The sequence below is a fragment of the Gemmatimonadaceae bacterium genome (genome assembly GCA_020846935.1).
GTDB lineage: Bacteria > Gemmatimonadota > Gemmatimonadetes > Gemmatimonadales > Gemmatimonadaceae > RBC101.
On sequence record JADLCY010000001.1, the window covers coordinates 572,480 to 597,943 of the forward strand.

General features: G+C 67.5%; 22 protein-coding genes. 17 read left to right on the forward strand and 5 right to left on the reverse strand.

Going from position 1 to position 25,464, the window contains the following annotated elements; genetic code table 11:
* The first annotated feature begins 132 nt into the window (after nt 1-132).
* Nucleotides 133-513 carry a VOC family protein gene (locus IT361_02390; GenBank protein MCC6316513.1) on the forward strand — a complete coding sequence of 127 codons (381 nt, stop codon included), beginning with the start codon at nt 133-135 and terminating at the stop codon, nt 511-513.
* Between the two features lie 39 nt (nt 514-552).
* Here IT361_02390 and IT361_02395 read toward each other — a convergent pair whose 3' ends face one another.
* Nucleotides 553-951: a hypothetical protein gene (locus IT361_02395; GenBank protein ID MCC6316514.1), complete on the reverse strand. Its 399-nt coding sequence runs from the start codon at nt 949-951 to the stop codon at nt 553-555.
* A gap of 154 nt (nt 952-1,105) precedes the next feature.
* On the opposite strand from IT361_02395, the gene IT361_02400 reads away from it, so the two are divergent.
* The 14 genes from IT361_02400 (at nt 1,106) to IT361_02465 (ending at nt 17,874) form a co-directional block, all read left to right on the forward strand.
* Nucleotides 1,106-1,585, forward strand: a complete 480-nt coding sequence (locus IT361_02400) for an NUDIX domain-containing protein (GenBank protein MCC6316515.1) — start codon at nt 1,106-1,108, stop codon at nt 1,583-1,585.
* Between the two features lie 314 nt (nt 1,586-1,899).
* Entirely contained in the window at nt 1,900-2,421 is a 522-nt protein-coding gene (locus IT361_02405; protein ID MCC6316516.1) for a hypothetical protein, read from the forward strand.
* 70 nt (nt 2,422-2,491) lie between these two features.
* On the forward strand, nt 2,492-3,184 hold the full coding sequence (locus tag IT361_02410) for a hypothetical protein (GenBank protein ID MCC6316517.1): 693 nt from the start codon (nt 2,492-2,494) through the stop codon (nt 3,182-3,184).
* 79 nt (nt 3,185-3,263) lie between these two features.
* Complete coding sequence (locus IT361_02415; protein MCC6316518.1) at nt 3,264-3,512, forward strand: (4Fe-4S)-binding protein; 249 nt, start codon at nt 3,264-3,266, stop codon at nt 3,510-3,512.
* A 464-nt stretch (nt 3,513-3,976) separates the two neighbouring features.
* Nucleotides 3,977-6,838: a TonB-dependent receptor gene (locus tag IT361_02420; GenBank protein MCC6316519.1), complete on the forward strand. Its 2,862-nt coding sequence runs from the start codon at nt 3,977-3,979 to the stop codon at nt 6,836-6,838.
* Between the two features lie 11 nt (nt 6,839-6,849).
* On the forward strand, nt 6,850-8,112 hold the full coding sequence (locus IT361_02425) for a RagB/SusD family nutrient uptake outer membrane protein (protein MCC6316520.1): 1,263 nt from the start codon (nt 6,850-6,852) through the stop codon (nt 8,110-8,112).
* Between the two features lie 214 nt (nt 8,113-8,326).
* Complete coding sequence (locus IT361_02430; protein ID MCC6316521.1) at nt 8,327-8,887, forward strand: hypothetical protein; 561 nt, start codon at nt 8,327-8,329, stop codon at nt 8,885-8,887.
* 168 nt (nt 8,888-9,055) lie between these two features.
* Complete coding sequence (locus tag IT361_02435) at nt 9,056-10,096, forward strand: BMP family ABC transporter substrate-binding protein (GenBank protein MCC6316522.1); 1,041 nt, start codon at nt 9,056-9,058, stop codon at nt 10,094-10,096.
* Nucleotides 10,093-11,643: an ABC transporter ATP-binding protein gene (locus IT361_02440; GenBank protein ID MCC6316523.1), complete on the forward strand. Its 1,551-nt coding sequence runs from the start codon at nt 10,093-10,095 to the stop codon at nt 11,641-11,643. The genes IT361_02435 and IT361_02440 overlap by 4 nt, the downstream gene beginning before the upstream one ends.
* Nucleotides 11,633-12,766, forward strand: a complete 1,134-nt coding sequence (locus IT361_02445) for an ABC transporter permease (GenBank protein MCC6316524.1) — start codon at nt 11,633-11,635, stop codon at nt 12,764-12,766. The genes IT361_02440 and IT361_02445 overlap by 11 nt, the downstream gene beginning before the upstream one ends.
* Complete coding sequence (locus tag IT361_02450; GenBank protein MCC6316525.1) at nt 12,763-13,656, forward strand: ABC transporter permease; 894 nt, start codon at nt 12,763-12,765, stop codon at nt 13,654-13,656. Before IT361_02445 ends, IT361_02450 begins: the two co-directional genes overlap by 4 nt.
* A gap of 2 nt (nt 13,657-13,658) precedes the next feature.
* Complete coding sequence (locus IT361_02455; protein ID MCC6316526.1) at nt 13,659-15,011, forward strand: MFS transporter; 1,353 nt, start codon at nt 13,659-13,661, stop codon at nt 15,009-15,011.
* Between the two features lie 27 nt (nt 15,012-15,038).
* Nucleotides 15,039-16,088 carry a DUF1028 domain-containing protein gene (locus tag IT361_02460; GenBank protein ID MCC6316527.1) on the forward strand — a complete coding sequence of 350 codons (1,050 nt, stop codon included), beginning with the start codon at nt 15,039-15,041 and terminating at the stop codon, nt 16,086-16,088.
* A gap of 106 nt (nt 16,089-16,194) precedes the next feature.
* On the forward strand, nt 16,195-17,874 hold the full coding sequence (locus tag IT361_02465; protein MCC6316528.1) for a M28 family peptidase: 1,680 nt from the start codon (nt 16,195-16,197) through the stop codon (nt 17,872-17,874).
* 181 nt (nt 17,875-18,055) lie between these two features.
* Here the strand turns inward: IT361_02465 and IT361_02470 are convergent, their stop codons facing one another.
* Nucleotides 18,056-19,666: a M20/M25/M40 family metallo-hydrolase gene (locus IT361_02470; protein ID MCC6316529.1), complete on the reverse strand. Its 1,611-nt coding sequence runs from the start codon at nt 19,664-19,666 to the stop codon at nt 18,056-18,058.
* Nucleotides 19,667-19,726: 60 nt separating this feature from the next.
* Between IT361_02470 and IT361_02475 the strand changes: the two genes are divergently transcribed.
* Together IT361_02475 and IT361_02480 are read left to right on the forward strand one after the other, a co-directional pair.
* Entirely contained in the window at nt 19,727-21,751 is a 2,025-nt protein-coding gene (locus tag IT361_02475) for a GMC family oxidoreductase (protein MCC6316530.1), read from the forward strand.
* Nucleotides 21,748-22,464 (forward strand): gluconate 2-dehydrogenase subunit 3 family protein, encoded by a 717-nt coding sequence (locus tag IT361_02480; GenBank protein MCC6316531.1) that lies wholly within the window; start codon nt 21,748-21,750, stop codon nt 22,462-22,464. Before IT361_02475 ends, IT361_02480 begins: the two co-directional genes overlap by 4 nt.
* Before the next feature lie 20 nt (nt 22,465-22,484).
* Here the strand turns inward: IT361_02480 and IT361_02485 are convergent, their stop codons facing one another.
* The 3 genes from IT361_02485 to IT361_02495 all read right to left on the reverse strand — a co-directional run bounded on the left by IT361_02485 (nt 22,485) and on the right by IT361_02495 (nt 25,367).
* Nucleotides 22,485-23,864 (reverse strand): aspartate aminotransferase family protein, encoded by a 1,380-nt coding sequence (locus tag IT361_02485; protein ID MCC6316532.1) that lies wholly within the window; start codon nt 23,862-23,864, stop codon nt 22,485-22,487.
* Between the two features lie 66 nt (nt 23,865-23,930).
* Nucleotides 23,931-24,764: a hypothetical protein gene (locus IT361_02490; protein ID MCC6316533.1), complete on the reverse strand. Its 834-nt coding sequence runs from the start codon at nt 24,762-24,764 to the stop codon at nt 23,931-23,933.
* Between the two features lie 165 nt (nt 24,765-24,929).
* On the reverse strand, nt 24,930-25,367 hold the full coding sequence (locus tag IT361_02495; protein MCC6316534.1) for a DUF1801 domain-containing protein: 438 nt from the start codon (nt 25,365-25,367) through the stop codon (nt 24,930-24,932).
* Nucleotides 25,368-25,464: the final 97 nt, after the last annotated feature.

Sequence of the window (25,464 nt, forward strand, 5' to 3'; positions counted from 1 at the left end):
GCTCGTGCGGATTGGCGAGTGGGTACACGGACCGTCGCGGGCTGCGGCTGCCGGCGTACTGGAGTCCGGGGTGTTAGCATTTTGGGGCCGCGCGCTGAATCCGCGGGAACACCCTCAGTTCCGGAGGTTGACATGAAACGCGTCACCGGCATTGGCGGCATCTTCTTCAAGTCCCCCGACCCCAAAGCGCTTGGCGCCTGGTACCGCGACCACCTCGGCCTCGACGTGACTGACTGGGGCGGCGTGATCTTCCAGTGGGGCGGTCCGGATAGCGCACCCGGCACCACCATCTGGAGCCCGTTCGCGCAGGACACGACCTACATGGCGCCGAGCTCGGCCAGCTTCATGCTCAACTTCCGCGTGACCGACCTGGATGCGCTGCTGAAGTTGCTGCGCGCTGAAGGCTGCAACGTCATCGACAAGACGGAGACCTCCGAGTTCGGCCGGTTTGGCTGGGTGATCGACCCCGATGGCAACAAGGTCGAACTCTGGCAGCCGCCCGAGGGACGATAGGGCTCGCCCCGGGAGCCGAGGTCGGCGTCGGGCAGTGCCCTACGACAGCAGGTCCTTCATGGGTGCCACGGCAACCACCTTGCGCGCGGCACGCGCCAGCGAAGCGTCCTTCGTCACCAGGGCGTCCGCCTGTAACCTGGTCAACGCGATGTACTCGGCGGCGAGCGTATCTGACCAACCCAGGCCGTCCGCGATATCCCAAGCCACGCGTTGCAGCACGCGGTCACCAAGCAGGCGGATGCGAAGAGCGCGCAGGTAGTCGAGCCGCCGGTCTGCTTCCTTTCGCGTCAGGCTCCCACGTCGTACCTCTCCATAGAGATGCGCGAGGACCTGTGATCTCAGGAGCGTAGGGGCCAGCAAACTGTGTCTGGCCGGTACCGCGGCGCCCTGGGCGGCAAGGGTCAACGCAACGTCCAGGCTGATCACGTACTTTGCCATGCGCACTCTCCCTCATGGTTCGCCGTTCAGAATCGGAAGCCCGGTGGACGCGTGTCATCGGTCGGCGGGCGAAGTGGTGCCTTACCCCGCAATGGTGGACAGCAATCGTCGATCGTCGCGCAACCCGCGACATCAAACCTGACTCAGGTGAATAATGCGGATCAATCCCGGCGTATTCGATCTCTGGGCATTTCGACGCACCATGAGCGGCAGCGTCGAGTTCCTCGTCCTGCATACCTCCCCGCTGAAGGCTGAGCGGTATTTCAATGGAGGGCGCTTCTGGCAGATCCCGAGCGGGGTGTTCAATGCGGACGAGCCCGTCCTCTCGGCCGTGGATCGGGAACTCGCGCCGTACTCGCTGCGGGCACGCGGTGTATGGGCTGCGGAGCATACGTACACGATCTACAACCGGCGGTTCGACGAGATTCAGGTGATCAGTGTGTTCGCCGTCGACGTCGGCCCGGCGTTGGATCCGATCACGCTCAACCCGGAGGAGCACGCGGCGTACGAGTGGCTGCCTTATGATGCGGCGCTGGCGCGGGTCCACTATCGCGGCCTCAAGGACGGGCTGCGGTCAACACAGAAGTACATCACCGGCACTGCGCATCCCGCGCCAGAGCTTCAGCTACGATGATCATGTGCCTCTGCTTGAACGGTGTGATCGATCGATGACCGACGATCAGAGCAGCGCACGCGGCTGCGCTCGACAGGCGGCAGCCACCGGGTACCTGCAGAATGTCGCGACCTGAGTACGTGCCTGAACGGAGGATGGCCCTCCCTCACGGTTGAGGGATGCTGATGTCTTCGGCAGGCGCCAAACGACGTTGTGTGCGAGCGGAGGCGCCCCACGTCTCCTCGCCCTCTCGACGCACAGCGCCCGATTCCGAGACTACCTGACGAGGTGACCGAACCGCGGCACGGTGATAGCCGTGTGCTGCCCTTCTGAACATGGAGGCCGACCTGAACACACGTACGCAATTGACCCTGTTCGTCCCGGAGCCGACAGCAAGCACCCTCGACAGGGTGCGCCGAGTGCTCGACCCGGTGCAACTCGGGCTCATTCGCGCGCACGTGACGCTGTGCCGCGAGGACGAAATCGCCCACCTGACGCGCGACGCCATCGCGGCGCGACTTGCGGGCAGCCCCGTCCGCGCGCTCACGCTGCGCTTCGGCCAGGCCGAGCCCGTCAGCGAACATGGAATCCTCCTGCCGTGCATCGATGGCGAGCCCGGGTTTCAGGCCCTCAGGGAGCATGTCCTTGGGTCACGGGCCATTCGACGATCCTCCGCGCACATCACGCTTGCGCACCCCCGCAATCCAAAGGCGATGGGGAATGACATGGCAACTGCGCGTGCTCTCCCGCCGCAACTCGCCATCACGTTTGCGCACGCTTCCCTGGTCGAGCAAACCGGAAACTCCGCGTGGCACGTGCTGGGCACGTTTGCCCTGGGCAGCGCTGAGCGTCCCTGATCGTCGTCCACGGACTCGCGTCGATCTCACATTCGGCGACAGCTTACGCTGATTCCTGGACGTCCCCGCCATGCCCCTCAATCACATGATCGTCAGAACAGACAGGCACTCGATCGCCCGAGCCACGGCTTCATGGCTGTTGTTGGTTGCCGGAAACGTCGGCGCACAGGCCACGCCGCAGCAGCGACCGCTCGCGTCCAACTCCACGGTCATGGTCGTCACGGAGAACCCGGCGCTTCGCCTGCTCGACAAGGCCAACGGCAAGGCTCTGACCGACATCAACTTCTGGCGCGTGTCATGGAGCCCGGTGGGGCCGGGCTCTGTCTGCTTCATTACAGTGCGCGACACGCCGGGCATGAACATGCGCGTGGCCATTACCGACAACGAGGCGCTGACCGCGTACATCGTGAACGACCTCATGGGTCCGATCGGTGGCTATCTGAGTAACCCGCCCTACGCGGTCCACCGAGGCACGATCGTGCAGCACGCCTCTGCCGCGGAGCGCACCGAGACCTGCACATCGGCCGAGCACGCGGTGATGATCCGTTGGAAGGATCTGGCCACGCCGACTTACGTGTCCGGCTTTCGCCCGCCCGGCACGACCGACATCGTCCAGACCTTCGTGATGGTGATCGCTCGGGGCGCCGAGGTCACGGTGAATGGAAAGGCCGCACCCGGAGCGTGGTTCCCAACGGGCGGCGGGTTCGGCCCGGGCGCCTTTCTGGCGCTGAACGAAACCTGGCACCGCGAGGTGGCACGGTAGTCAGGGGGAGATGCGTGCGGGTCGCCTTGATCAACCGGAGCCGAGGCGACCATGACGTTCCGCGAGACGGAGGGCATCGATGACACGCCGCCTGCAGACCTACGAAGCACAAGGCTTCGCGGTCACGTTCGACCCGAACATCTGCACGCACTCGGGACGCTGTGTGCGCGGCCTGCCGGCGGTGTTCGACGTGAAGCGGAAGCGCTGGATCGACGTGAGCGCAGCCTCGGCGGAGGCGATCGAGGCCCAGGTGCGCCGGTGCCCGTCGGGCGCCTTGCAGTTCGTGCGCGCGGAACCGGAGCATTCGGGGCACCCGGCGGACCGCTGATGCTCGGACGCGCGACGCTGGCTTTGGTACTCCAAGGTACGGCATCGTGGCGCGCCGTCAGATCCTGCCTGGCGGCACAGATGAAGATGACGATCTCGCGGAGGGAGCCACGTCGGCGCTGTGTGGCCGGTTGATCCGGAAGGCCTGGATCACGGGCGTCCCGCGCTGAGCGGAGAACGTGCGCGGTCGGCGAGGCGACCGCGTGGCCACGCTGGGCGCTGCGTGGCCGGTTGGTGCGGAAGGCCTGGGTCACGGGCGTCGCGCGCTGAACGAGGGCGCTTGCACGCGGCGAGAGCGGTCGCGTGGATACGCGCGCAGGGGGCGAGTCGACCTCGCGGTATATGGCCGGTGAGCAGGGCGAACCGTCCGCCCCTCGGCGCTTGACGATGCGGCCGGTCTGGTGCTTTGTTGGCCGGGCTATCCCCTACCGGTCCGCGACCCTCCCTTCCTCACCGGAGAACGTGATGTCGCCAACGCATCGTCTGCTTCTGAGCAGCTTCGCCGTCCTCGCGATGGCCGGAGCATCCCCACCACTCCAGGCCCAGGGTACCGCCACGGTCCGCGGCTCGGTCACGAGCAGCACGGCGAGCGCTCCCGTGGCCGCGGCCCAGGTCTTCATCGTCGGCACGCGGCTCGGCTCGGCGTCCGGCACCGACGGCCGCTACACGTTCTCGGGGGTTCCCGCGGGCACACACGTCGTGCGTGTCCGCGCACTGGGCTACCAGCCGACCGAGAAGAGTGTCACGGTCGCCGCGGGCGCCTCGGTCACGGTGGACTTCGTGCTCAACACGGCCCCCGTCTCGCTCGACGAGGTGGTGGTGACCGGCACCGCCGGCTCGGCACGCAAGCGCGAGGTAGGGAATTCCATCGGTCAGGTGAAGGTGACCGACGCTCCCGAGGTTCCGAGCAGCGTCTCACAGCTCCTCACGGGCCGACTGGCCGGAGTGAGCATCTCCGGCGGCACGGGTAACTCGGGCGCAGGCTCCTCGATCAGGCTTCGCGGAACGACGAGCGTCGCGCTGTCCAACCAGCCGCTGATCTACGTCGACGGCGTGCGGACCCGGAGCGACGAATATCCGCGCAACGGCATCTTCACCGGCACCACGCAGCGCGGCGCCAACGCCTACGGCAGCCCGATCAACGACATCAACCCGGACGATATCGAACGCATCGAGGTCGTGAAGGGGGCCGCGGCCGCCACGCTCTTCGGTACCGACGCCGCCGCCGGCGTGATCCAGATCTTCACCAAGCGCGGCACGCAGGGGGCAGCCAAGTGGCAGACGCAGTTCAACACCGGCTACAGCGAGCTGCAGAAGTTCGGCACGGACTCGGTGCCGCTGCTCTTCATGGATCCGTTCCTGCGCAAGGGCAAGCGTTTCGGCATGAACGCGCAGGTCTCGGGCGGCCCAGGCGACAACCTCCGGTATCTCGTCTCCGGCGGAGCCGACAACACCGAAGGCGTGCTGCCGCACGACCGCGACCGCAAGTACCAGATCCGCACCAACGTCGACCTCCTGCCGTTCCGCAAGGTGTCGATGAGCTGGAACAGCTCGTACACCAACAGCCTCGTGCAGCAGACGCCGGCCGGCAACAACGCGCAGGGCGTCACGCTCAACGCGTTCCGGCAGAACCGCAACTACTTCGGCAATGCCAACCCGGACACGATCCGTCGCGTGCTGGAGCAGGACCTCCGGAGCAACATCGATCGCCTGATTCTCGGGACGACGATGACGGCGACGCCGTTCACCAACTTCTCGAGTCGCTTCACGGTTGGATTCGACCGCGCCGCGCTCGATAACCGGAATCTGAGGCCGTTCGGTTTTCCGGGCGTTCCGCTGGGCGTGATCCAGGACCAGCGCTGGAACAACACCACGCTGAGCACCGATTGGGTGAACAGCTACGACTTCAACCTCACGTCGAAGGTCAAGGTCACGGCGTCGGCCGGCACGCAGTACGTCAACTCGATCGTCAGTGACGCGGTCCCCTTCTCCGAGAACTTTGCCACGCCATCGCCGCCCACCGTGGCGAGCGGCGGACTCAAGAACGCCGACGAAAACCGCCAGCGCGTCATCACCGGTGGCGCGTTCGGGCAGTCCCTCTTCGGCATCAGCGACCGCTACTTCGTGACGGTCGGCGCCCGCATCGATGGCAACAGCGCCTTCGGCAAGGACTTCGGGTTCCAGGTCTACCCCAAGGCCTCAGCGTCGTGGGTGGTGTCCGAAGAAGGGTTCTGGAAGCCCGCGTTAGGCACCCTCAAGCTCCGGGCGGCCTACGGCGCCGCGGGCCGGGCCCCGGGCGCCTTTGCCTCGGTTCGCACGTTCAACCAGGTCGGCTGGGGCGGCGCGGTCGCGGTGCGTCCCGCCAACTTCGGCAACCCCGACCTGGGCCCGGAGCGCACCACCGAACTCGAACTCGGGTTCGACGAGTCGGTGCTCGATGGCCGGCTCAACGTCGACTTCACGTACTACAAGGCCGTCACGACCGACGCGATCTTCAACGTCCGCTCGATCCCCTCGAACGGCTTCCTGCAGAACACGCTCAAGAACGTGGGCGAAATGGAGAAGTCGGGCATCGAGGCGTCGATCAACGCCACGCTGTGGGATCGCCCGATGCTTGGCATCAACGCGGGACTCAACATCAGCACCAACCGGTCCGAGGTCACCAGCCTCGGCGGCGCGCCGTCCTTCTCCGTCGGCAACTTTGGCTGGGTGATCGAGGGTCAGCCGGCACCGGTGGTGCGCGGAAAGGTCATCCGCAATCCAGACAAGGTGCTCGCCGCCGGTGCCGGTGTCGCCGCGACCGACACGGCGTCCAACTACGCCTTCGGGCCGAGCCAGCCGACGCGCATCATCGGCGGATCGATCAACGTGCGCACCTGGAAGAACATCAGCATCGCCGCCCGCGCGGAGTACCAGGGAGGACACTACATCAACGAAGATGCCTCCTTCCAGGCCATCTCACGCTCGGTGGAGTGGCCAACGTGCTTTGACACCTACGCCAAGCGCGCGGCGAATCAGCCGCTGACCAACAAGGAGACGCTGATGTGCATCCCGGCCAACGCCAGGTCGGACATGTTCATCTTCAAGGGTGACTTCTTCAAGGTGCGTGACATCACCGTCACCGTCCCACTCGGTCGACTGATCCCGCGCACCAGCAGTTCCTCCCTCGTCTTCTCGGCGCAGAATATCTTCAGGCAGAACAAGGGCATGCCGATCTTCGACCCCGAGATGTCGGGCAACGACGGCTTCAATGCGACGGTGCGCTACATCTCGGAGCACATCCCCGCGCCCGCCGTGTTCCTGTCGTCCCTCCGCATCTCCTTCTGAGGATACCGCCCATGACCACGATCATTCCCCGGTCGATCGCGCGCGTCCTCGCGTCGGGCGCTGCGCTCTCACTCGCCGTCCTCGCCGGCTGCGAGCTCGAAGTCACCAACCCCGGACCCATCCAGGCTTCGGAGCTGGGCACGCCCTCGGCCATCACGGCGCTCGTCAACGGTGCGGGACGTGACCTGGCCGAAGCGCTGAACTGGGTCTCGTACACAACCGCGGCTGTGGCGCGCGAGATCCATCCCGCCGGATCCACCGACGCGTTCGGTATTTCGGTGCGTAAGCAGGCAGGGAAGCTCGCCGCCGACGATGGAGATACCTGGTGGAACTTCTCACAACGCGCCCGCTGGACGGCTGAAAACGCCGTTTCGGAGGCTCGGCGCATCCTTGGCACGAGCGCGGCCAACAACGTCAACGTCGCGCAGGCCCTCATCTGGACCGGCTTCAGCAACCGACTTCTCGGTGAGAACTTCTGCGACGGCGTGATCAACGGCGGCCCCAAGGAGGCAAGCACCGTGTACCTCGCCCGCGCCGAGGCCGCGTTTACCGATGCGATCGCCGTGGCCGGCGCGGCCAACAACGCCAACCTGGTGACTGCGGCCACGGCCGGCCGCGCGTCGGTCCGACTGCTCCGCAACAACACGACGGGCGCCGCGGCCGACGCTGCGGTGGTCTCGAACAACGCCTTCGTGTACCGCATGCCCTACTACACCACGGACCTCGACCAGTACAACCGCATCTACTGGTCAACGGCGAACCAACCGTATCGGGCGCACACGGTGTGGAACACCTGGATGGAGACGTATCGCAAGACCACGCGCGATCCTCGCGTTCCGTTCGACTCGAGCGCCACGCAGCTCGTGGGCGACGCCGCCGTGGGCAACCTGGGCCGCGTGCGGTGGTACTTCCAGACCAAGTTCCCGGCACAGACGTCCCCGATCAACCTGGTCAGCGGCTGGGAAATGCGACTGATCGAAGCCGAGGTCAAGCTCATCGCCAATGACATCACCGGTGCGATGGCGCTCATCAATGCGCGACGCACCAACGTGGGTGTACCAACCATCACGGCAACCACAGCCGAAGACGCGTGGATCGCCCTCAAGCGCGAGCGCGGAATCGAACTGTGGATGGAGGCGCGTCGCCTTGGCGACTTCAGGCGGTGGTCGGCCCTCAATCGCCCGGGCACCCTGAGCGCGATCGAGTCCATGGCCGGGCGCGATCTGTGCTACGCCACGCCGCTCTCCGAGATCGAAACGAACCCGAACTTCTAGGCAGAACACGGCACGACCGAACGGCCGGGACTCACGTTCCGGCCGTTCGTGCTTTTCAGTGGGTGATCTCTGAGCCGCGCCCATGGCGCAGTAACGGCGACGCAAGAGTGCGGCGGCCACGGCCTTGCCGGCCGTGTCTGGAAATCAACCGGTATCACGCAACAGGAGGTGACACTTTCCACCCCGTCGTGACCGCTTCTCTCAGAGCCCCAGCATGATTGCTCCCCCCGACCCGCCAAGGGACCCTGGCGCGCGCCGGCGCGCCGCCCAGGGTCGCCAGCACCTAAGGGCGTTCCGTGTGCTCGTGCAGGAACTGGCCCGCCTGGTCGCGCAGCTCGAGGACGCGCGCGCCGAGTCATCCACGCAGCTCCTGACGCCGCAGGTGGCAGAGACACTGCGGCAGGTCGCCGCACGACGGCCCCTCCCGACCGACACCATCTGGCGCGGTGGAAGCGACCCGGCGGCGCTTCATCTCGCGGCGCTCGCCGACGCCGGGCTGATCGAACTGGTGTCCCGTGACGCAGAAGTTGATACGCCACAGGTTCGCCTGACGACCACGGGCGAGTTTCAGCTCATGCTGATGGACCAACCCGGGCTCGTGCGCATGGCGCGCGCAAGTTCGGACCTCACGACGGAGCAACTCCGGGTCACGCACGAGACGTTGCGGTCCCTTCGACAGGCCATCGACCGCGGCGGGCCAACACCGGCGGCACCGTGGGCATCGACGAACAGGCGCCCCCCGCAACACGTGCTGCCTGAGGCGGCAGGGGGGTAAGCCCAGCCGGGGACGCGAGTCCGCCGAGGTCCGCACACGTGATGCAATGCCCGGTGGTCGACATCAACGGCAGGCACCGCCGAATCCGGAGCGCCTGGGAGCCCCGTGGACAAGCGAGGTGTGCAGCCCTTCCCACCCCTGTCGCCCCCCGCGAGCTTTCCCGGGTTCATGCGCAAACTCCTCGTCGTGCTCGGGGCGCTGCTCGCCCTGCATGTTTCGCTGCAATTCGTCCAGCCCGCCGGTGCCACCCGCATGGCCGCGGGCACGGATGGCGTTGACGTCGGCATCGTCTTCGACGTAGGCGGCCGGGGCGACAAGTCCTTCAACGACGGCGCTTTCGCCGGCGCCGAGCGCGCGGTGCGTGATCTGGGCGCCCGAGTGCGCTTCATCGAGCCTGGTGAGGGCTCGGATCGCGAGGCAGGCCTCAGGCTCCTTGCCGCCGAGGGGATGGATCTGGTGGTCGGCGTCGGCTTCATCTTTACCGATGATCTCACGTTGCTCGCGCGCGAGTACCCGAACGTGAAGTTCGCGGGTGTCGACTACGCGGTCACCATGGATTCCACGGGCAAGCCGGTGGAGCCCCCGGAGAATCTTGCGGCGCTCAAGTTCCGCGAAGAAGAAGGGTCGTTCCTGGTTGGCGCGCTCGCGGCGCTGGTGGGCGGGAGCAAGAAGCTGGGATTCGTCGGCGGAATGGACTTCCCGCTGATCCACAAGTTCGAGATGGGCTACCGCGCCGGCGTGAAGGCCGTGTGTCCCGACTGCACGGTGATCGCGCAATACGCCGGCGTCACGCCCGATGCGTTCAAGAACCCGGGCCGCGGGCAGGAACTGGCGCTCAGTCAGTACCAGCAGGGCGTGAACGTCATCTTCCACGCCTCGGGCTCCACGGGGCTCGGCGTATTCGAGGCGGCGCGCAAGCAGGGCAAGCTCGCGATCGGTGTCGACGCCGACCAGTACGCGGAAGCGCCGGGCTACATCCTCACCTCGATGGTGAAGGGCGTGGACGAAGCGGTGTACGGCGCCATCAGACAGGTGAAGGAAGGGACGTTTCGTGGCGGCATTTTCGAGTTGGGCCTGAAGGAGAAGGGCGTGAACTACATCGACGATGCCAACAACCGGGCGCTGATCCCCGACTCGGCACGCGCGCGGGTCGAGGCGCTCCGGCAGGAGATCATTGCCGGTCGGATCACCGTGCCCGCCACGCGATGACCGTCGCGCTCCGCGCCACCGGCGTCCGCAAGACCTTCGGCAGTGTCGTGGCCAACCGCCAGGCGTCGCTCGAGGTCGCGACGGGTGAGATCCACGCCGTGGTGGGCGAAAACGGCGCCGGCAAATCGACGCTGATGCGCATGCTGGCCGGCATGTACGCCCCGGAGGCCGGGACGGTCGAGGTGAACGGCCGCAACGTCACGGGCTGGACGACGCGCGACGCGATCGCGGCGGGCGTGGGCATGGTGCACCAGCACTTCATGCTCGTCCCGACGCTCACGGTGGCCGAGAACCTGGTGCTTGGCGAGGAGCCGCGTCGGGGATTGCAGCTCGATCGTGAGGGCGCCGAGCGCGCTGTGCGGTCGCTGTGTGAGCGGACCGGCCTGGTGGTTGACCCGACACGGCGCGTGGCGGACCTCTCGGTGGGTGAGTTGCAGCGGGTCGAGATCCTCAAGGTGCTCTTTCGCGGCGCGAAGATCCTGATCCTCGACGAACCCACGGCCGTGCTCTCGCCGCCTGAGGTGACGGAGCTGTGGAAGGTGCTGCGCACGCTGGTCGCGGGAGGCGGCACGGTGGTGCTCATCACGCACAAGCTCGACGAGGTCGTCGAGGTTTCGCAGACGATCACCGTGATGCGAGCGGGCGAGACCGTCGGCCGATTGCCCACCTCGCGTGCGACGCCGGCTACCATCGCGCGGCTCATGGTGGGCCGTGACGTGCGGCTGGCGCTCGAGCGTCCCGCGCAGACCGCCGAGGCCACCGAGCGACGTGCCGCGACCAGCGCGTTCGCGTCGCTCGGCGTGTCACGACTCGTCGTGGCCTCGGCGCGCCGGCCCAACGAGGTCGACGACGTGACGTTCGACGTGCGACCCGGTGAGATCTTCGGCATTGCCGGTGTAGAGGGCAACGGGCAGACCGAACTGGTGGAGGCGATTGCCGGCCTGCGAGCGGTCTCGTCAGGCCGCGTGGCACTCGGGACGAACGATGTCACGCACTGGAGCGTGCGTGCGCGAGCCGATGCCGGACTCTCGCACATCCCGGAGGACCGACATCGTCGCGGCCTCGTGCTCGACTACCCGGTGGCCGACAACCTCATCCTCGGGCTTCAGCACCGGTTCAGCCCGGGCCTCGCCCTCGACGGCGAGGCGATCCGCGAGAACGCCACGCAACGCATCGCGCAGTTCGACGTGCGTCCGCCCGACCCGCTGCTGCCCGCACGGGCCCTGTCGGGCGGCAACCAGCAGAAGGTGGTGATCGCACGCGAGATGCGAGGCCGCGAGTTCTACATACTGCTCGCCGTGCAGCCGACGCGCGGCGTCGACGTTGGTGCGATCGAGTTCATTCACGAGCAACTGCTGGCCGCGCGCGATGCAGGGAAAGCGGTCCTGCTGGTCTCGGCGGATCTCGTGGAGGTGATGGCGCTCTCCGACCGCATCGGCGTGATGTACGGGGGTCGCCTCGTAGTGACGCTGCCGCGCGTGGCAGCGAGCGCCGAGGTGCTCGGCGCGTGGATGACAGGCGCGGCCGGGGGGACGCATGTCGCCTGAGCCACGTCCCCTGGCGTCGACCGCCGAGTCGCGCGTGCCCGATCCCGGCGCACCGCCCACGCGCGAGACCCGCGTGCCGAGCGCGCTGCTGCCGTTTCTTCCGCCGCTCACGGCACTGCTCATCGCCGCAGTCATTGGCGACCTGCTGATCCTCGCGTTCGGCCAATCCCCGCGCGAGGTGTTCGCGCTGCTGATCGACGGGACGTGGGGGAACGCGTACGGGCTCGGCCAGGTGCTCTACAAGGCCACCACCCTGGTGTGCACCGGGCTCGCCGTTGCCCTGGGTATTCGTTCCGGCCTGTTCAACATCGGGGCCGAAGGACAGCTCGCGTTTGGCGGGTTTGCCGCCGCGATCGTTGGACTCTGGCTGCCCGGCGGTACACCGGCGCTGGTTGCCGTGCCCCTCTGCGTGTTCGCTTCCCTCGCCGGCGGTGCGGCGGCGGCGGTGGTCCCCGGCGCACTCAAGGCGAAGTTCGGCGCAAGTGAAGTCATCGTCACGATCATGGTGAACTTCATCGTCGTGGCCTTCCTCAACTGGATCGTGGCCGCGCACCTCAGTGTGGCCGAGCAGTTGCACACGGGGGAGATCCGCGCTGGTGCGGTTCCGAGGCTGGCCGCGATGATTCCGTCGTTTCATGGGTCAGCCGCGAACTTCACGATCCTCATCGCGATCGCCGCGGCGATCGCCACGGGGTGGTACCTGTTCCGTTCGCGCGCCGGCTATGAGTTGCGCGCAGTCGGGTTGCAGCCCGAGGCGGCGGAGTACGGTGGTGTGAAGGTGGGGAGCGTGTGGTTCCGCACGCTGGTGCTGTCGGGCGCGCTGGCCGGCCTCGGGGGCGTGAACTACGTGCTGGGCTACAAGCAGTACTACGAAGAGGGTTTCGGTGCGGGATCGGGCTACCTCGGCATCGCCGTGGCGCTCGTCGGGCGGAACCATCCCGTGGGCGTCGTCCTCGCCGCGTTGCTCTTTGCCACGCTGTCGCAGGGTGGGTTGGCGGTGAACGCGCTGGTGCCCAAGCAACTGGTGGACGTGCTCACCGCGATCGTGATCATCGCCGTGGCGACGGCGGTGCCGGAAGTGCAGCGGATGCTGCACGCGGCGGCGGGGAGGAAGCCTGCATGAGCGTGCTGGCGTTCCTCGTGCAGACCCTGCGCATCGCCACGCCGTATCTGTTTGCGGCGTCCGGCGGCGTGTTGTCTGAGCGCGCGGGCATCATCGCACTGACGCTCGAGGGGTGGATGCTTACGGGGGCCTTCTCGGCGGCGTTAGGCAGCTATTACAGCGGCTCGCCGTGGATCGGCATCCTCGCCGGGGCGGCGGGCGGCGTGCTCGCCGCGGCGATCCACGCCCTGGCGAGTATCCGCTATCGGGCCGACCAGGTGGTCCTCGGCATTGCCATCAATCTGCTGGCGGTCGGGATCACCCGGTTCTTTCTGCGGCTTGCGTTCGACTCGAGTTCCAATTCGCCGCGCGTGCCCGGCTTCGACTGGTTCGCGGCGACCGGGGACGGCGCCGGTTCGCTGCTCGCATCGCTCGCGAGTCCGCTCGTCCTGCTTGGCCTCGCTTCCATCCCCACGGTGTGGTGGATCCTGTATCGCACGCCGTACGGTCTGCGGCTGCGCGCCGTTGGCGAGAAGCCGGAGGCCGCGGCATCGGTGGGCGTCTCGGTGGCGCGCGTCCGGTGGATCGCTGTGCTCGGGGCGGGCGCGTTGGCAGGACTCGGTGGTGCGTACCTGGCCATCGAGCAACACCAGTTCACCGACAGCATGACGGCGGGGCGCGGCTTCATTGCGCTGGCGGCGGTGATCTTCGGGGGTTGGGAGCCTGGTCGCGCGGCCGTGGCCTGCCTGGTGTTCGCGGCCGCCGAGACGCTGCAGATCCAGCTCCAGGGCCTGCAGGTCATTCCCTCGCAGTTCGTCGCCATGATCCCCTACATCCTCACGATCATTGCCGTCGCGGGCATGATGGGCCGATCCCGCCAACCGGCGGCGCTCGGTCGGATCGGCGACTGACCATGGCGCAGTTCGGCATCGCGGAGTCGCTGCAGTCTCCGGTCGTGCGCGTCCTGCTCGGTCTCATCGGCATAGCGCTGCTGTACGTGCTGGCGCAGGAAGTCCGGAAGATCCCGGCGACGCTGTTTGCGCTGATGGCCACCGCCTTCCTCGACATGGTGGGCGTGCTGATGATCATCCCGTTGCTTCCCTTCTACGTGAAGAAGCTTGGAGGCGAGGGGGTGCAACTGCTCGGGATGCATGCCGGCATTGGACTCATCTCCGGCGTGATCGTTGCGGCATTCACCACCGCGCAATTGCTGAGCGCACCGATGTGGGGGCGCTTCAGCGATCGCTACGGTCGTCGGCCGGCGCTGCTCATTGCACTCGCGGCGTCGGCGGTTTCGTACCTGATCTTCGGCTTTGCCAACTCCCTGGTCGTGCTGTTCCTGTCGCGGCTGGTGCAAGGCGCTGGCGGCGGCACGGTGGGCGTGATCCAGGCGTACGTCGCGGACTCGACGGCCCCCGAGGATCGGGCGCGGGCACTGGGTTGGCTCTCCGCTGCCACCAACCTCGGCGTCGCACTGGGACCGGTGATGGGGTCCTTTGCGGTGCTGCTTGGCACACGCGACCTGCTGCCCGGTGGTGGCGAACTCCGCATGGGTCAGGCGGCGCCGGGCCTCGTGGCCGCGATGCTCTGCCTGGTCACCATGGCGTTCGCGTGGAAGTACCTCAAGGAGTCGCGCGACCATGTGACGTCAAACGCCCCGCGTCGATCGCCGAGGCAGGCGGCGTGGCGCGTCATCAGCCACTCGGGCGAACCGTCGTCGCGCCTCATCTGGATCTACGCCATCGCCATCGGGTCGTTCCAGGGTGTGAACACCGTGCTCGCGCTCTTCCTGAACGTGCGATTTCAGGTGACCGAGCAGACGATCGGATTTTTCTTCATGTATATCGGCGCGATCTCGGTGTTCACCCGCGTCCTGCTGCTGGGCCGCGCGGTGGACCGGTTGGGCGAGGCGCGGCTCTCGCGGCTCGGCATCGTGTTGCTCGCGCTCGGACTGCTCGGCATGCCGCTCTCCGGACACATCAGCACCCTGGCGATAGCCGTCGCGCTTCTGCCGCTCGGCACGGCCTTCACGTTCCCGTGCGTGACCGCGCTGCTCTCGCGCGTGATCCCGAGCCACGAGCGCGGCCTGTACATGGGCCTGCAGCAGACATTTGGTGGCGCTTCCCGCATCGTGGCGCCGCTGTTCTTCGGATGGGCCTTCGACTCGCTCAGCGTTTCGGCGCCCTACTACTTCTCCGCAGCCTTTGTGGCGGCCACCCTGCTGCTTGGCTTCGGCATGGATCGATACGTGAAAGCCCGCTCCTGATCGTCGCGACGCCTCGCCCCTCCGATCATGCGCTCTCTCATTGTGACTGGCTTGTTGCTCCTCCCCTGCGCGACGGCAGCGTCACAGGAGCCGACCGGGTGGGGGCGCGACTCGCTGGTCTTTCATACATTCTCGATCGCCGCGATCGATCGGCGGACGGGTGAGGTGGGCGTGGCCGTCACCACGCGCGTCGCGTGCGTGGGCAACGGCGTGCCGTGGGTGCGCGCCGGTGTGGGTGCGGTGGCCACGCAGGCCAATACCAGAACCGAATACGGGACGGAGTTGCTCGACGCGATCGCGCAGGGCGAGGCGCCGGAGGCGGCGCTGTCGCGGCTGCTGCAGCGTGATTCACTCGCGACCTCGCGGCAGGTGGGTGTGATCTCCGCGAGCGGTGCCGCGGCGCAGCACACCGGATCCGCCACGCGCGCCTGGGCCGGCCACCGTACCGGGCCCTCATACGTCACGCAGGGCAACCTGCTGGTGGGCAAGGAGGTCATCGACGCGGTCGCTACCACGTTCGAGGCGAGCGAAGGGCAGCCGCGCCACCTGGCTGACCGACTCATCGAGGCACTGGCCGCGGGCCACGCGCGCGGCGGTGACGCGCGCAAAGGGCGCGCGCAGTCCGCAGCCGTCATCGTCGCCGATGCACGGCCAGGCCGCTCCCGTCGCCCCGACGGCGTCACGGCAAACATCTCGGTCTGCGAGCATCCCGAGCCGGTCGCCGAGCTCCGCCGCGTCTATGACGCGGTGTCGCAGACGATCGGGTTCCGCACGCTGCAGGCGTTCAGCGGCAACGACGTATGGCAGCTCAAGGTGATGCTGCACGCCCTCGGTCTGTATCGGAGCGATCGGACCGAGCTGCCACGCGACACCGAGGCCTTGACCTACACGGCCGATGCCGTGGCCGCTGTGGATGCCTTCCGTCAGGCGGAGGGCCTCGCCGGGCCCGCGGCCGGTTCGCCGTCGGGTCTGGTGGACGCCGAGCTGGTCGATCGGCTCTGGCGTGCCCTGGAGCGGTCCGGCAAGGCCCGCCAGGTGCGTGAGCGGTTGCTGGACGTGACCGCGGTACGGCGGTAGGATGGGCGGCCGGCGCGCCGCACCCTACGGTTCCGCTGCGCTACCAGCCGTTCGCGTCCATTGCCGCGCGACGCATCACTACGCCCACATCCCGCCGAGTCCGCACATGACGTCCCGCCTCTGCACTGCCGCCATCCTTGCCTGGCTCGTTGCGTGTTCACCCACGGCGGAGACCGATGGCGCACCGGCATCCGTGCCGCCAGTGGCGTTGTCGGCCATCGACACCGGTACCCTCATGGGCCACATCCGCGTGCTGGCGGATGACTCGCTGCTGGGGCGCGCGCCCGGGTCGGTGGGTGAAGACAGGACGGTGGCATATCTCGAGGCGCAGTTCCGCGCGATGGGTCTCGCGCCAGGCAATCCGGACGGCACGTATCTGCAGAACGTGCCACTGGTGGGTATCACGGTGCGGGGTGCGCCTGCGCTCACCTTTGCCAAAGGAACCACGAAACAGACGCTCACCTGGCGCGACGATTACGTCGCGTGGACGAAGCATGTCGCTGAACGTGCGCAGCTCAACAAATCCGAGCTCGTGTTCGTGGGCTACGGCACCGAGGCGCCGGAGTTCCAGTGGGACGACTTCAAGGGCGTCGACGTGACCGGCAAGACGCTGGTGATGCTGGTGAACGATCCGCCACTCGCCGACACTTCGCAGTTTGGCGGCAGGCGCATGACGTATTACGGGCGTTGGACGTACAAGTACGAGCAGGGCATGAAGCACAAGGCAGCAGGCGTGCTGTTGGTGCATGAGACCGAGGCCGCGGGGTACCCGTTTGCCGTCGTGCAGGGGAAGACCGCGGAACAGTTCGACCTCGTGACGCCCGACAGCAACCGCACCCGCAGCGCCGTCGAGGGTTGGATCACGCTCGACCAGGCGAAGGCGCTGTTTGCGATGGCGGGGCAGGACTTCGGCGCGCTGTCGAGCGCCGCGGCGACCCGGGACTTTCGCCCGGTACCGTTGGGCGTCACCGCCTCGGTGCGGCTCGACAACGCGCTCCGCACCGTGAACTCGCGCAACGTGGTGGCGAAGCTCGACGGCAGCGACCCCACGCGAAAGAACGAGGTGGTCGTGTACACTGCGCACTGGGACCATTTCGGCGTTGGCGAGCCGGTAAACGGCGATTCGATCTACAACGGCGCCGAGGACAATGCGACCGGGACGTCCGGCCTGCTGGCGATGGCACGCGCGTATCGTGCGATGCCCGCTCCCCCGAAGCGCACGATCCTTTTTCTCGCCGTGACCGCCGAAGAGCAGGGACTACTCGGTTCGCAGTACTACGCCGTCACACCGCTGTATCCCCTGGTGAACACCGTAGCGGCGATCAACATGGACGGGCTCAACACCTGGGGCCGGACGAAGGACATCAACGTGATCGGACTCGGCGCGTCCGAACTTGACGACTATGCACGCCAGGCCGCGCAGGAACAGGGCGGTCGCGTGCTGACGCCGGACGCTGAGCCCGAGAAGGGGTTCTACTACCGCTCCGACCACTTCAACTTCGCCAAGCAGGGCGTGCCGGCGTTCAACCCGGGTGCCGGCCTCGACTACATCGGGAAACCCAGCGACTTCGGGATGCGGAAGCGGGACGAATACACGGCCAACGACTACCACAAGCCTCAGGACGAGATCAAGCCCGGCTGGGACCTGAGCGGCGCCGTGGAGGACCTCCAGCTCCTGCTCACCGTCGGATTCCGCGTGGCGCAGGCGTCGACGTTCCCGGCCTGGCGGGAGGGCAACGAGTTCAAGGCCATCCGGGACGCGCAGCTCAAGCCTATCAGGCCGTAGCACGCGCAAACCCTGGACGACGGAGCCGGCGGGTCGTTTTCGAAGGAACACCGAATCACGCACCATGACCGGCTCCAACGCCGTCACCCGTATGCCGGCACGCCACGTGTCCCGGGCGCACGGGGCTACCCGACGGACGTGTTGCGCGTGACGTAACGTGCGCCAGCGCCGACCTCCCGCGTCACGAGGTCGCCAGGGCGTGCAGGAGGTCCACGTAGAACTTCTCCAGCTGCGCGAGTCCGGCAACCTTTGACCCCGGCGCGGGCTCCATCAGCATGAACTCGTCCGGTGCGTGCTGACCGGTGCCGTAGCCGAGCCCGCCCATGACCATCGGCAGTTTGAGCACGTCGGTGAACACGTAGTACGGCGCGCTGCCGGCAAGGCGCGGCGCCACGGTGACCTTGAAGCCATACTTGTTGTAGGTCGCGATCGTGGCCTTCACCAGCGCGGCCTCCACCGACGTCTGAGCCGGCGGATATCCGCTCAGTTTGCGCAGGACGACGTCGGTGAAGCCCTGGCGATCGAGATGCCGTCGAATGAGCGCGAGGGCGCTGTCGGGGTGCTGGTCGGGGACAAGGCGCGAGTCGAGCTTGGCTGTGGCCACGTGAGGCAGAATCGTCTTCATGCCCGGACCGGTGTAGCCGGACCAGATGCCGTCGACGTTGAGCTGCGTGTCGAACAGGTAGCGCGCGAGCGACTGCTGCCCACTGAGGCTGTCGATCCATCGCGCGACGCCAAGGGCCTGGCGCTGCCCCGCCTCTCCGGCGGTCCACGTGTCGAGCATGCCGTTCACGAGCCGCTGCTCCTCGTCGGATGGCGCGCGGATCGCATCGTAGTATCCGGGCACGACGATCGTGTTGCCATCGGGCGTCGTCAGGCTGGCGATCGCCTGGGTCAGTCGCAGCGTGGGCGAGTCGGTGATGACCTTGTACGACCCGTGGATCTCGGCGCGTGACGGACCGCCGTGTGGCCCGCCCCTCGCCTCGAGCTCGAACGACACGATGCCCTTCACCCCGAGGTACATGCCGATGTCGCCCTGCGGATCCTGGGCGTTGAAGGGAAAGAACACCCCGTTGGCCGTGCGCAGGCGATCCGCGTACTTCGCGATGACCTCCTCCATGTGCGGCGAACCGAGTTCTTCCTCGCCCTCGGCGACGACCATGAGGTTGACCGGGAGCTTGTGGCCTGAGCGGATGATCGCCTCGAGCGCATTGAGAAAGGCACGCTCGGGACCCTTTTGATTGGTGACGCCGCGCGCCATGAGCACCTTGCCCATCGGTCGATCGACGAGTTGGCCGGCAAAGGCGTCGACGGACCAGCCGGTGGGCTCCACCGGCTGCACGTCGTACATCATGTAGACGACGAGTGTTCGTGCGGCCCCGGCGTCGTAGTAGCCCCAGACGCCCGGGTGCCCGCTGGTCGGTACGATCTCGGCTTCGGCAAAGCCGAGCGCTTTGAGGTCGTCCCGGACCAACCGCGCCATGTCCTGGATGCCGTCGTTCTGTGCGGAGACCGAACGTTGTCGGACCCAGCGCTGGAGGTTGGCGAGGTGCCGCGGCAGGTTCGCGTCGATCCAGGCATAGGCTTCGGGGTGCGTGCCCTGATATGCGGGAATGGTTGTCGCGCTGAAGCGTTCCGTGGTGCTGAGCGTGATCGGTCGTCGGCCCGCGGTGACCGCGTCGCTCTCGGGCGCCGCGGTGCAGCCCGCGATCACACCTAACGAAGCAAGGGCAAGGACGCGGGTGAACCTGGTGGCCTGGCGCGGGCGAGGGGCGACCGACGTGGAGGGCATGGGCTGGCGGGCTGTGATTGCGGTGGCGCGGGAACACACGTCCGAGACGGCGGCTCGTTCATGAGCCTGGATCGGAACGCTGGAACGCGGGAACGCGGGAACGCGGGAACGCAGGAACGCAGGAACGCAACGTTACGACGTGGTGCAAGGGGCCGCGCCCCCTGGCGTGCCGGCCGTCGGCCGCGAACGCGAGCGCGTGTCGTGCGGCGGGCGGGCGCAGGGGGAGCGCGGTCGAATCGCGGCTTCGGCCAGCCGGGCGTATATTCGCCGCATCACCCAGCGGAGTGCGCGGTGTTCCTCAGCAGTCCCAAGTCGCAGACGTCGTACGACGCGATCGTGGTGGGGTCCGGCGCTGGCGGTGGCATGGCCGCGTATCAGCTCGCCGTGGCCGGGCTCAAGGTGCTCGTGCTCGAGGCGGGCCGGCGCTACGACCCGGTCACCGAAACGCCGATGTTCAACCTCCCGCGTCAGGCACCGTTGCGCGGCGCCGGGACGCGCGAGAAGCCGTTCGGCTTCTACGACGCCACGGTCGACGGCGGCTGGAACGTGCCGGGTGAGCCGTACACCACCGCGCCGGGCAGCGAGTTCATGTGGTGGCGTGCGCGCATGACCGGCGGGCGCACCAACCACTGGGGTCGTATCTCGCTCCGCATGGGGGCCTACGATTTCAAACCGAAGACCCGCGACGGGCTCGGCGCCGACTGGCCCATCGCGTACGAGGACCTCGCCCCGTACTACGATCGCACGGAGATGCTCATCGGCGTGTACGGCGGGGACGACGACCTCGAGAACACGCCACGATCCTCGCCAGGCGTGCTGATGCCCGCCCCCGCTCCGCGGGCGACCGAACTCCTGACAAAGAAGGCCTGCGGGCCGTTAGGCATCCCCGTGATTCCGGCGCATCTCGCGATCATGTCGCAGCGCCAGGATCACCGGACGCTCCCGCAGAAGATCCACCCCGGTAACCGGCTGGCCCAGCGCGTCCTGGCCGAGTCCATGCGGCAGCGCATGGCGTGCTTCTGGGCCACGCCGTGCGGCAACGGGTGTTCCATCCGCGCCAACTTCCAGAGCACGACGGTGCTTCTTCCGCCGGCCATCGCCACCGGTAACTGCGACGTCGTGTCCGACGCCATGGTACGCGAGGTCATGGTCGATGCGGCGGGGCGCGCGACCGGGGTTCGCTACATCGACAAGCGCACGCGCACCGACCGCGAAGTGCGAGCGCGCGTGGTGGTGCTGGCCGCGAGCGCATGCGAGACGGCGCGCATCCTGCTGAACTCGCGCAGCGCGCCCTTCCCCAACGGGCTCTCGAACGGCAGCGGCCTGGTGGGCAAGTATCTCATGGACACCGTCGGCGCGGGCATCGGCGGGCAGATCCCGGCGCTGGAGCGCTGCCCACCGCACAACCAGGACGGCGCCAGCGGCATGCACATGTATATGCCGTGGTGGCTCTACAAGGAGCAGATCGGCGGTCAGCTCGGATTTGCACGCGGCTACCACGTGGAGTTCGGCGGCGGGCGCGACATGCCGGGCCCCGGGATCTTCGGCGGACTGGAGAACTACACCAACGGCGCCTACGGCCGCCGCTTGAAGGAAGAGGCGCGGCGCTACTACGGCTCGTTCATGTACTTCGATGGCCGCGGTGAGATGATCCCCAACGAAGACTGCTACTGCGAACTCGACCCCGAGGTCACCGACCAGTGGGGCATCCCCGTCCTCCGCTTCCATTGGAAGTGGTCGGAGCACGAGACGCGTCAGGCCGCGCACATGGTGAAGACGTTCGCCGAAGTCGTCTCGGCGATGGGTGGCAAGGTGAATGGCGCCGTGGAGACGGATGGGTCCAGGGTGATTGCCCGCGGCGGCCAGATCATCCACGAAGTCGGTACCTGTCGCATGGGGACCGACCCGAAGACGTCGGTACTCAACGCGTGGTGCCAGTCGTGGGACGTGAAGAACCTCTTCGTCACCGACGGCGCACCGTTCGTGTCCAACGCTGACAAGAACCCGACACTCTCCATCCTCGCCCTGGCGTGGCGCACCTGCGACCACATCATCGACGAGCTTTCGAAGAGGAACATCGGATGAGTGACACCACGCCGACCCCGGGCACGTCGCCACTGCCTGACGAGTCGCTCGATGGGCGCGGGCGCTCGAGGCGCCGTGCGCTGCAAGTCCTCGCCGTTGCGGCGGTCACACCGGCGCTGCCGTCGCCCGGCTTCGGAGCGCCCGCCACACCCGATCCCGCGGTGGTCGAACCTGACGAGTCGCAGGCGACCGCGGCCGGACCGCGAGGCACACCCTCCGATCCCGACCTGCTGCGGCCGCGGATCACCTGGTCGAACAAACTCACCGCGCCGGAGATGGTGACGCTCACCGCGCTGTGCGACATGATCATTCCGGCCGACAGCCGCTCACCGAGCGCGTCGGCCGTGGGTGTGCCGGGCTACATCAATCACTGGGTGAGCGCGCCATACGACGGCAACCAGCGCGAGCTGGTGCGGCTGCGCGGTGGGCTTGCCTGGCTCAACACCGAGAGTCGTCGTCGGTTCGGCCGCACCTTCGCGCGCGCGAGTACGACGCAGCGGGCCGCGATCTGTGACGACATCTGCTTTCTTCCCAACGCGAGGCCAGAGCACCGAGCCGCAGCGCGCTTCTTTGATCGCGTGCGCGACCTGACGGCCGAGGGGTTCTACACCACCGACGAAGGGATGAAGGACATCGGGTATGTCGGCAACGTGGCCCTGCCCCGCTTTGATGGTCCGCCACCGGCGGTATTGAAGCACCTCGGCCTCGCCTGACCGTCTCGCCCTCGCGTCTGCTAGACGTCAGCTCTGGCAGCGTTGGCCACACCGACGCTTCGCGCCCCGCGCGCGATCGCGGCGATGCTCAACTCCACGTCGCGCTCGGTCGTGGCCCACGACGAAACGCTGATGCGCACCGCTGGACGCCCCTGCCACACCGTGCCGCCACACCAGCAGGTCCCGTCCTCCTGGATCGCCGCGACCACACGGTCCGTCGTTGCTGCATCGCCGAACGCCACGAGCACCTGATTGAGCACGACGTCGTTCAGGATCTCGAACCCCTCATCGCGGAGCCCCGTGGCGAAACGCTCGGCGTGGCGACAACAGCGCTCGACGAGGTCGGCGACGCCCGCGCGCCCCAGCGTTCGGAGCGCGGCCCACACGTCCACGCCGCGCGCGCGCCGCGATAGCTCCGGGGTGAAGTCCGACGGGTTCCGATGCGCCGTCTCCATCGGAAGGTATGCCGCACTGATCGACATGGCTCGCTGCAGGTCGGCGGGGTTGCGCACGAACGCGATGCCGCAGTCGTAGGGCACGTTGAGCCACTTGTGCGCATCCGTCGCCCACGAATCGGCCAGCGCCGCCCCCTGTGTCAGGTGCGCGCGCGCCGGCGCCGCGCTTGCCCACAGGCCAAAGGCACCGTCCACGTGCAGCCACGCGCCGGTCGCGCGCGTCTGCTCGGCGATGGCCGCAACCGGGTCGCAGCTCCCCGTGTTCACGTTGCCCACCTGAACGCACACGATCGTTGGGCCATCAACACGCGGCAGACCCGTCGCGATCATGCGCCCCTGCCCATCCACCGGCACGGTGACCACACGGGATCTGCCGAGCCCCAGGAGGCCGAGCGCTTTGAGCACGCTCGGATGCTGCTCGGCGCTCACCACCACCGTGATCGGTGGTGCGCCGAAGAGGCCATCGGCTTCGACGTCCCATCCGGCGCGCGCGAGCACCACCTGCCGGGCGGCGGCGAGCGCGGTGAAGTTCGCCACCGTCGCGCCGGTGACGAACGCACCGCCCGTGCCCGGAGGCAGTCCGAGGAGCTGCACGAGCCAGCGCAACGCGGTCTGCTCCAGCTGCGCGACGAACGGTGTCACCCGGTGAATGCCGGTATTCTGGTCCCACGCCGTCGCGAGCCAGTTCGCCGCGACCGTGATCGGGAGCGCACCACCGATGACAAACCCGAAGAAGCGGGGACCCGCCATCGCCATGGAGGCCGGTGACCCCACGTCGTCCAGCATGGCGAGCACGGCGCGCGGATCGTCCGACGCATCGGGCAGTTCGCCGTCGAACCGCCCGAGGTGTTCGAGTGCCTCGGGCACTGGAGCCACGCGGCGGTCGGGAAGCCCTTCGAGGTAGCGAATGGCGCGGCTTGCGCCGTCTGCGAGGAGGGGACGCATCCGTGGAAGATACGGGTGCAACGTGCCACGGGCCCGACTGCGACGCCGTGACACGTGCCCCCCGCCCTACTCGATGGTGAGTACCTGGAGCATTCCGTGGGCAAGGTGCGAACGACCGTCCGTGGCATCGGGCACGAAGCACACCAGCAGGTAGATCCCGCGCGTGAAGTCGCCCGTCAGGGTGACGGCCTTCCCCGGTGAGAGCGCACTCGTCCCACCCCAGACCTGGAATGGCGGAGGCCCCTGCCGGGTACGCGACCACGCCATGGCGTCGTCCGCCGTTTTGCCAGGCTCGAGCTTCATGATCTCCACGTGATGCGGCTGCGCGGCCTTGTTCTCCACGGCGATCGTGTGTCGCCCGGCGGTGAGCGACGGAGCGAACGTGAAGGAGTAGTCGTCGAGCGTGAGCCGAGTGTCGGCACGAGGCGCCGGCTCGCTTCGGCGCGACGACGGCACGACGGTGATCTCACGCGCCATGCCCTTGGCCACGTGTCGCACACCGTCGTGTGGTGAACTGATGACGCAGATGACGGCATACTTGCCGGGCTCGAGCTGCATCGTGACGTCACCGTTGCCACCGAGCGTTGCCTCGGGACCGCCAACGAAGGTCAGCCAGGACGGGAAGGCGCCCTTGGCGCTCATGACCTGCATGACATCGCGGAGCTCACGACCACTTGGGATCCGCACGAGTTGCACGTGATGGAACTCCTTGCCGTTGCTCGCCAGCTGGACGCGGGTGAGCCCGGCCGGCACGGTGTCGGGCGCCTGAAAGGCGTAGTCCGTTGCGGTGATGACGAGGTCGCGAGGATGCGTGCCGCGTGGTGCAGCGTCGACAAAGGCCGCGCCCGCCAGCGCGACGAGGAGCACGGGGACGAGGCGGAGAACCGTATGAGTGCGCATGGATGTCTTCACGGGTGATTGGTCGCCGGGAGACTACCGGCGCCGACCCGCGCGATGCACCCGCCGGTTGGCTTGACGCGCGCCCTGCCGAAGCGGGGGGCCTGCACTCCCCTCGCCACCATGCCAGCCGCAGCCGTCACCTCATCACTGCCGAGCCCTCACTCGTCAGGCGTTCCGCGGCGACGGGTAGCGTCGCTTCACTTCGGCAATGGATCCAGCGACGAGCTGCTCCAGCACCGACAGGTCGACGTCGGCCAGTTGTCTGATGTGGAGGCAGGATCTCCCCATGGTGTGCTTGCCGAGTGACGCCAGGGCGGCGCGCTGACTGGCTGAGTCGGCGATCACGTACACCACCAGGTCGCGCCCTCGAATGGCGAAGCTCGCGAGCGGCGCCTCGCCCGTGCGACCGGTCTCATAGGTGTATCGATACGAGCCATACCCAACGATACTCGGCCCCCACATCCGTGGCGTCTTGCGAGTGACCCTCCTGAGCATCGCCATCAGAGTGCGGCAGTCCTTGCGTTGGTGTTCACTGGCTCGAGCCGCGATGTAAGCGCCGACGCTGGCGTCCGTCGGCTTGGTCTTGATTTCGCGTCTCGCCATGGCGTTGCCCTCCTCCAGGTCGCACGGTTTCGGCCCTCGACGGAGGCCATCATCGTCGCCACGTTACACTCCAGCCATTGACGGCACCATGAGGAGG